Source organism: Nevskia soli (assembly GCF_903970205.1).
Taxonomy (GTDB): Bacteria; Acidobacteriota; Terriglobia; order Bryobacterales; family Bryobacteraceae; genus Bog-113.
Map to the genome: position 1 here is coordinate 1 of NZ_CAJCHS010000054.1, position 6,536 is coordinate 6,536.

Sequence of the window (6,536 nt, forward strand, 5' to 3'; positions counted from 1 at the left end):
CAGCCGCTTCGATCACGACACGCTCGGATACACCCAGAATCGCGCGGGATATACTCCCGCTACCTTGCCGCTGCAAACCCAGCTTTTCTGGAACTTGAACTTCACTGGAGATCTGAAACGGCAGTACTGGGCAAACTTCGCCGAAACGGGACCCGGCGTTCGCTTCCATTGGAACGGCACGCCGGACGCTCTCACCGTCACGGTAAGCGCACTGCGCGGCGTCTACTTGGTCAACCAAGGCAACCCACGGAAGCCGAACTTCGACGACGTCCGCATCGGCGCCTGGTACGCGCTGACGCACTAAGCCAGGCTAGGGCGCGAACTGAGGTCCGTCGTTGATGTGCGATGCGCTGATGTACATCCTTCCATCAGGCCCCTGTGAGAATGTATCCGGCCATTCCAGCCGCGGATCGGACGCCAGCTTCTCCATCTTGCCCTTCACGATGCGGTAGATGGTGCTCTCGTTGATGCTGCCGATGTAGATCCGGTCTTGAGCGTCCATCCACAAACCATCGGATGGGAATGTCTTGGCCACTTTCTCCACGCCCGCGCTGATGGCCGCCGGGCTCGCACTCGCGTTACGCAGCAAGCCGGTCTTGATCCGGTAAAGCATTGCGCCCGTCAGCGGCTTGTAGTAGAGAGACTCACCGTCATGTGAGAGAGCGATGCCGTCTGAGTTGATCTGCGGCGTTTTGCCGTTCGGTCCGACCACAGGCTTGCCGTTTACGCTGATCTGGACGCCCTTCTCGGCCATCACACTCGGGTTCCCGTCCAGCGCGCGATGTGCAATGCCAGTGTTGAGATCCAATACGACAATCCCTCCGGCGCCGCTATCGGTCATGTATGCGAACTTGCGGTTCGTGTCGACGCGGACGTCGTTCAGGTAGCTGTTGGTCTTCGCGGTATCGGGGCCGAAGCGGTAAACGTTGGTGATCTTATTGGTTGCAAGATCGATCCGCACAAGCTTTGGGCCGCCGGGCACGATGCTGGCGAGCAGCGGGGCTGCGGGATCGATCACCCAGAGCGTATCCGTATCGTCCGTAACCACGCTTTGTACGCAGACGAAGTGGTCTCCGGCAGAGGCCGCTTTCATGTCCCAGATGTTCCAGTTGCTATCCGGGTACGGTTTGGTCGAGCCGTCCTTCATCACTTCGACCACCGCGTTCCGGTACTTATCCGACCAGCGCGGGAAGTTCACGAACATTCTGCCGGACTTCGATACGGTGATCCCGGTTAATTGGAAGTCGTTGTTCTTATAGACCTCGGTAAGTTGCTCGCCTTGCGCGGCCGGCAAGCAATGGAACCAGCGCGAGGGTGAAGAGTACGGCTTTGCAGCGGTGCCATGCGCAACAAACGGAAGCACACCGCGCGCCAACTTATGCCGCACTCTGTGCTTCGCCGATCATTTAGACAGGCGCAGGATCTGTGACGCAACCGTATTGAAGGCGGTGTTCAGCTGCGTCGCGTCGGGAGCATATACAAACAGGCCGCCCGGCTCCGAGGGATCGTAGATGGGACTTCTCGGATCGTTGGCCAGCCGGAGCAGGAAGGTCTGGTCCAGCGGCTGGAACGACGTGCCGCCCAGTCCGATGGTGTAAATGACGGGCGTCAGCGTTCGGTCGGCGCGAATGCGGATGGCCGCGTTATCCGCGGCGTTCTGCGAGGCCTCGGTGAGCGCCGGGGGCGTGTCCACGCGGATCTGACCCGCGTAGGGTCCGTTCGGGTAAGTGTCTACGGGCTGGTACCCGGTGGTCGCGTTGCCGTTTATGTCTGTGGGCGGAATATAGGCAACATCCGCCCGCATGGCGAACCAGTTCGAGGTAAACGCGCAACCGGGCGCCGCTTCGATCGCGTCCGCCGTCACACTCGGGGCAACGGGTTGAATGGCGAACACTCCGGCGGTGGGGCCGAAGGTAGTGTTGTTGGCCTCCTGGGCGATCGCCCCGGTTAGCGTGCCGGCTTTGCAGGGGCTCGGCGCCAATGACGCGAGTGTTGACGGATCGGAAACGCTGTAGCGTGTATCGGTCTTGGTTTTGACTGGAAAGACGGCACTGACACCGTTCGGCACGCCATCGGTGAAAAAAACGATCAGGTTCAACGCGCCGGGCTCGTTAATCGCCTGCAACTGCTGATAAGCCATCCACAAGGCCGCCGCCGATCCGGTGTTTCCGCCGCATTGCGCCTCGCCGAGCACATCGGTTAACGCGGGCGTATTGCTCTTGAAATCGACCGTCGGTGCATAGTCAAGCGTGGGCGTCGCCATGAACGTGATCAGGCCCATGCGGTCGCGGCCGTTGGTGAAATCGTTGGCGAACGCTTGCGCCGAAGCGACCATGATGTTGCATACTCCCGCGGTGGCCATCGAGCTGGACCGGTCAATGACGAGCATGATGTTGACGTCGCGCCGGGTCGCCTGGGCTGACGCGGCCATGGTGGCTGTCGGATGGTTGAGGATGCTCATGAACAATGTGGGCATCACGATGGTGGCATTGACGCTGATAGTCCTCGTCTTATACGCGGTTTGCTGGATATTGGTGGTGACGGTCAGATTGAACGTGCGGAACATTCCGGTGGGATAGTTTGTCTGCAGGTACTCATTAATCGTTGCGGTTGCCGCGGCGATCTGACTGTCCAGGGTCAGGCCGACGCTTAACGACCGCGCGCCCGCCAGTGCCGCGGCATCGCAGGCGGCGGAGAGGCGCGTCTGCACCAGGTAAGCCATCCCTCCGTCGATGGCTAAGCCGATCATGGGAATCACGACGACGCTCAGCATCATGGTCAGCATGATGAGCGCGGCGCCCTTCTGTCGTTTGCGGCGTGATCGAGAAGTTGGCATGTCAGAAAATGAAGCTCGAATAGATGCCTTGATTGGTGGTGAAGGTATTCCAATTCAGGTCGGGCTCGCTGAAGTATGCTTCCGAGATGTAAGCGCTCTGTCCGGGGGTCATGTTCAGTGACGACGGGAAGCCCGGCACCCGCATCGTGCCGTCCGTAAGATATCCGGTGCTGCTGATCGATCCGTCGGCGCTGATGTAAGCCGGGTTTGGCGTTCCGTAGTTGCTTGCGAGCAGACTCTGGTTGCCGACGACGATACGGCGAGTAAACACGACATCGTTCAGGTTGGGGCAGCTTCCGGAGTCAGGCTCCAGTCCGCCGGCCTGGCATTGTTGAGGGCCGACAAGCATCACGGTCGAAAGAATGAAGACGCCGTTCCCGGCAGTCGGCGTGATGTAGAAGCCGGTGGCTAACTGGACCAGAATCGCCTGATTGCCGGCTTGCGAGAAGTCCACCCCGTACGCGTACATGTGGCCGGAATCCCTGCAGATCTGCGTCACCTCAATGGAGCGCGCGACGTTGATCCCGATGAATATGGTGCCGAGCAGCAGCGGCACCCAGACGATGCAGCAAAGCACGAACTCGACAAGCGCGCTCCCCCGCGCTCTTGAACCCCGCGATCGAAGTGTCATTGGTTCACCGGGGCGGCGGGATTCCATTCGGCGAGGCCTCCATGACGTCCGACGACACGGCCGAGATCTGCAGCGGCGTCGCGCTTCGCCACAGGGGAACCAGTGGAGCCACGGTGACGTTGTTAATGGCGATCTGAACGACGTTGCCGCCGGCATTACTGTTCGTCGGTTGTAGGGTACTGGGATTGAAATAGCTGATCGAGACGTTGTTCTGGTTGTTCGCGCCACTATTCAGAAACCCAAGGCTGCAATTCTGGACGACGGTTTTGATCGAGTCGTCCTGACCCATTCCCGGTAAAGTCTGGCTCGTAACCGCGTACCGGCAGCCCTGGCGCACGGCGTATTGCAGACTGGCTTTGGCAAACACCGCCCACGCGGAATCCATCATTAGGAAAACAATCGCGAACATCGGCAGCAGGACGAGTCCGAGTTCGATTACCTGGGAGCCGCGTTCGCAACAACGGAAGCGTCGCATGGATTTAGCTCAACCTGAGGTGCTGCAATTCTGGAATGAGCGCGAACGGCGACGCGACCGCGGCAATCTTCTCGCCAATCTGGCTGATTGTGGAAGGCCTGGAGTTGTTTTTGGCCGCGAGTTGAAGGAATGCGATCCGAGTTGGATCGATCCCCATAATGCGACAGCAGGTCTCGTCCACCGAAGGCGGATGCGCGCCTGCGACGATGACGCCCATCTCCTTCTTAGAGCCCAGGATCGGGCCGTTGCCTTCCATCGCCTCAATGCCGTCGACTATCGAGAAATGGCTTGGAAAAAAGGCGTTCAGGTCGGCGATCGATTCATCGATTCCCGCCCAGTGCAGCGCGTTCTTGGGCCATCCATAGACCCCGCCAGGAACGATCCCGAAGAGGTTCTTCATTGAGAGCGTGGCGCCGGCCCAGTGATGCGTTTTCATTTTGGCCAGAGAGACCAGAAGATCGGCGCGGAGTACGGTATTCGGCAGATACAACTCGCGCAGACTCGAGTGGTTCGTCTTAAGCTGGACACGAGTCACGTTGTCCAGGTTCAGATCGGTAAATTGGGATTCGAAACGGGGAAGCGCATCGAAATAACCCGCCGCTTCCGCCATATCCCAGGTTGGGCGGCGATGACCGGGACCTTCCGCGATTAGAACCTCGCGGGCGCCCGCGGCTTGAAACGCGGCACATGCGGCAGCTACCAGCTGGGGATGCGTATTGATCGGGCGATCGGCCTCGAACTCGACCAGGTTCGGTTTCAGAAGCACGCGTTTTCCGCGTACGTCGCAACGCTGCTCTGTCAGCACCGTCCGCAGAATTTGTTCCAGATCGACTTCATAGGACGCGGCTTTGTGGATGGAGACGGCGTGCTCGACCGCGGCCGGTCGAGATGCCGAACAACCGCCCAAGGCGAGAGCTCCGAAGAAGAAGTGACGGCGCGATACCAGGGGGTACATTGCCATTCAACTCAGTAGAGGGTTTGTGGAAAGCGCGGAGATCACGTCGAGAGCTACGTCGACGGTTGTCCAGTTCCAGGAGCGGACGTTCGACAGCGGAGGGGCAGTGTTGGGTTCACAGGCCGCAAGTCCCATGCGAAGCCACGCTGATCCTTGCGCGGATTGCGGTGACCGAAGCATCTGGTGTGCGCGCGCGAGCGAAATGCTGAGCCGCGCGGCATTCGCACCGCTCGTACCGCGCAACGCGAGCAGGGCAAGACCCGTTGTCTCGGGGTAAGGTTGGGCATTCTCGCTGCGCACAAATGTTCCTCCGTGGTTCCATCCGCCTGCCGGGCACTCCCGAGCAAACAGGAATCCCTGCCCGTCAGTGATGCGCCGTTTAGCCAGGGTCGAGCCGGCCAAGGTCAAATCGATCGAAATCTTGTTCAAAGCCAGAAGGCTTACGGCAGTTGGGATCACCCACGAGGCGGTTTCGGGATACCACGACCACCCCGAAGGTGTCGGGTCGCAGGGATCCCGCACGAGCCAGCAGCGTAGCCTGTCGAGAGCGCCTGATCCGCGGCCCCTGTGATTCAGCAGCCACGCACCCGCGCGCTCGATCACAGCCGGCGTGCGACTACCGGCGAGCGCGATCGCAGCGAAGCTCGTCACCCACGTGCTTTGATTGACGGCGGGGCATGGCGGCCAGCCGCCGTCCGGTCTTTGGGAGCGAATGAGCCAATCGCACCCCCGCGCAACAGCGTCCCGCGCTCCTATTGTTTCCCGAAGCGCAAGCACCGCGAGCGCCGTCGGCTCGGTCCATGAACTTGAGCCGGGATGGTAACCCCAGCCGCCGTCGGAACCTTGCGCGCGGACCAACGCGGAATATCCGCCGTCCCGTTCCACCCTGGGCCTAGATCGTGGTCTTGCGTTTGCGGCGGCGCTTGATATAAAGCAGCAAAACCGCGCCCGCTAAAATCCACACACCGGTCTGCATCGTCATTGGATCCATTTTTGAAGCCTCCTCCATCAGTCAGTCATCCCGCGTTCCCGATACTCTCAACCTTGTAAGTGTTGTAATGATCGGCGGAACGCGGTTATAGCTTTAGTGCCTGCTTTAGTGCCCGCCGCTGTTAAGCATCGGCAGGTTTCGAAACAGCTGTAACATACCTGGCCCCGCGGCAATTATAAAGAGCGACGGCAGGCAGAAGAAGAAGATCGGAAACACCAGTTTCACGCCGATCTTCCCGGCACGCTCCTCCGCCTGCTGACGCCGGTGCACGCGCATCGCATCCGACTGGGTTCTAAGCGCTTCAGAAACGCTCGTTCCGAACCGGTCGGTCTGTACGAGCAGCGCCACCAGCCGTTGCACTTCCTCTTCGCCGGTACGCGTCGCGAAATTACGTAATGCGTCCTGGCGGGTTTTCCCGGCCAGAGATTCTAAGTTAAGGATATTGAGTTCTTCGCAGAGTACCGGATGCGCGACAACTAATTCGCGGCTCACTGTAACTAGAGACTGATCGAGACCGCAACCCGCTTCCGCGCAGATCACCAATAAATCCAGAGCATCGGGAAGCGCAAAACGGATCTGCTCGCGGCGTTTCGAAGTAATGCGATCAAGAAAAAAGCCAGGCGCAAAGTACCCGCCTACCGCACCGCC

The 6,536-nt window shown here is 59.9% G+C and carries 8 protein-coding genes; 1 reads left to right on the plus strand and 7 read right to left on the minus strand.

Annotation, left to right across the window (positions count from 1 at the left end; genetic code table 11):
* The coding region (locus tag H1Y01_RS02800; RefSeq protein ID WP_180538575.1) for a hypothetical protein at positions 1-304 on the plus strand (304 nt) is incomplete at its 5' end.
* Positions 305-310: 6 nt separating this feature from the next.
* Here H1Y01_RS02800 and H1Y01_RS02805 read toward each other — a convergent pair.
* The 7 genes from H1Y01_RS02805 to H1Y01_RS02835 form a co-directional block, all read right to left on the minus strand.
* A complete protein-coding gene (locus H1Y01_RS02805) occupies positions 311-1,387 on the minus strand; it encodes an L-dopachrome tautomerase-related protein (protein ID WP_180538576.1) in 1,077 nt (358 codons plus the stop codon).
* Between the two features lie 15 nt (positions 1,388-1,402).
* A complete protein-coding gene (locus H1Y01_RS02810; protein WP_180538577.1) occupies positions 1,403-2,836 on the minus strand; it encodes a vWA domain-containing protein in 1,434 nt (477 codons plus the stop codon).
* A 1-nt stretch (position 2,837) separates the two neighbouring features.
* Positions 2,838-3,467, minus strand: a complete 630-nt coding sequence (locus H1Y01_RS02815) for a hypothetical protein (RefSeq protein WP_180538578.1) — start codon at positions 3,465-3,467, stop codon at positions 2,838-2,840.
* 4 nt (positions 3,468-3,471) lie between these two features.
* Positions 3,472-3,942, minus strand: coding sequence for a TadE/TadG family type IV pilus assembly protein (locus H1Y01_RS02820; protein ID WP_180538579.1), 471 nt, complete (start codon positions 3,940-3,942; stop codon positions 3,472-3,474).
* A gap of 4 nt (positions 3,943-3,946) precedes the next feature.
* Positions 3,947-4,897, minus strand: a complete 951-nt coding sequence (locus H1Y01_RS02825) for a DUF362 domain-containing protein (RefSeq protein WP_180538580.1) — start codon at positions 4,895-4,897, stop codon at positions 3,947-3,949.
* Between the two features lie 6 nt (positions 4,898-4,903).
* The gene (locus H1Y01_RS02830) at positions 4,904-5,782 is read right to left on the minus strand and encodes a prenyltransferase/squalene oxidase repeat-containing protein (RefSeq protein WP_219341210.1); all 879 of its coding nucleotides are present in this window, start codon (positions 5,780-5,782) and stop codon (positions 4,904-4,906) included.
* A gap of 211 nt (positions 5,783-5,993) precedes the next feature.
* The coding region (locus H1Y01_RS02835; RefSeq protein ID WP_180538582.1) for a type II secretion system F family protein at positions 5,994-6,536 on the minus strand (543 nt) is incomplete at its 5' end.

Excerpts from the sequence above, each read along its gene's own strand:
- H1Y01_RS02810 (WP_180538577.1), bottom strand. The coding sequence starts at position 2,836 with ATGCCAACTTCTCGATCACGCCGCAAACGACAGAAGGGCGCCGCGCTC.
- H1Y01_RS02815 (WP_180538578.1), bottom strand. The coding sequence starts at position 3,467 with ATGACACTTCGATCGCGGGGTTCAAGAGCGCGGGGGAGCGCGCTTGTC.
- H1Y01_RS02820 (WP_180538579.1), bottom strand. The coding sequence starts at position 3,942 with ATGCGACGCTTCCGTTGTTGCGAACGCGGCTCCCAGGTAATCGAACTC.
- H1Y01_RS02825 (WP_180538580.1), bottom strand. The coding sequence starts at position 4,897 with ATGTACCCCCTGGTATCGCGCCGTCACTTCTTCTTCGGAGCTCTCGCC.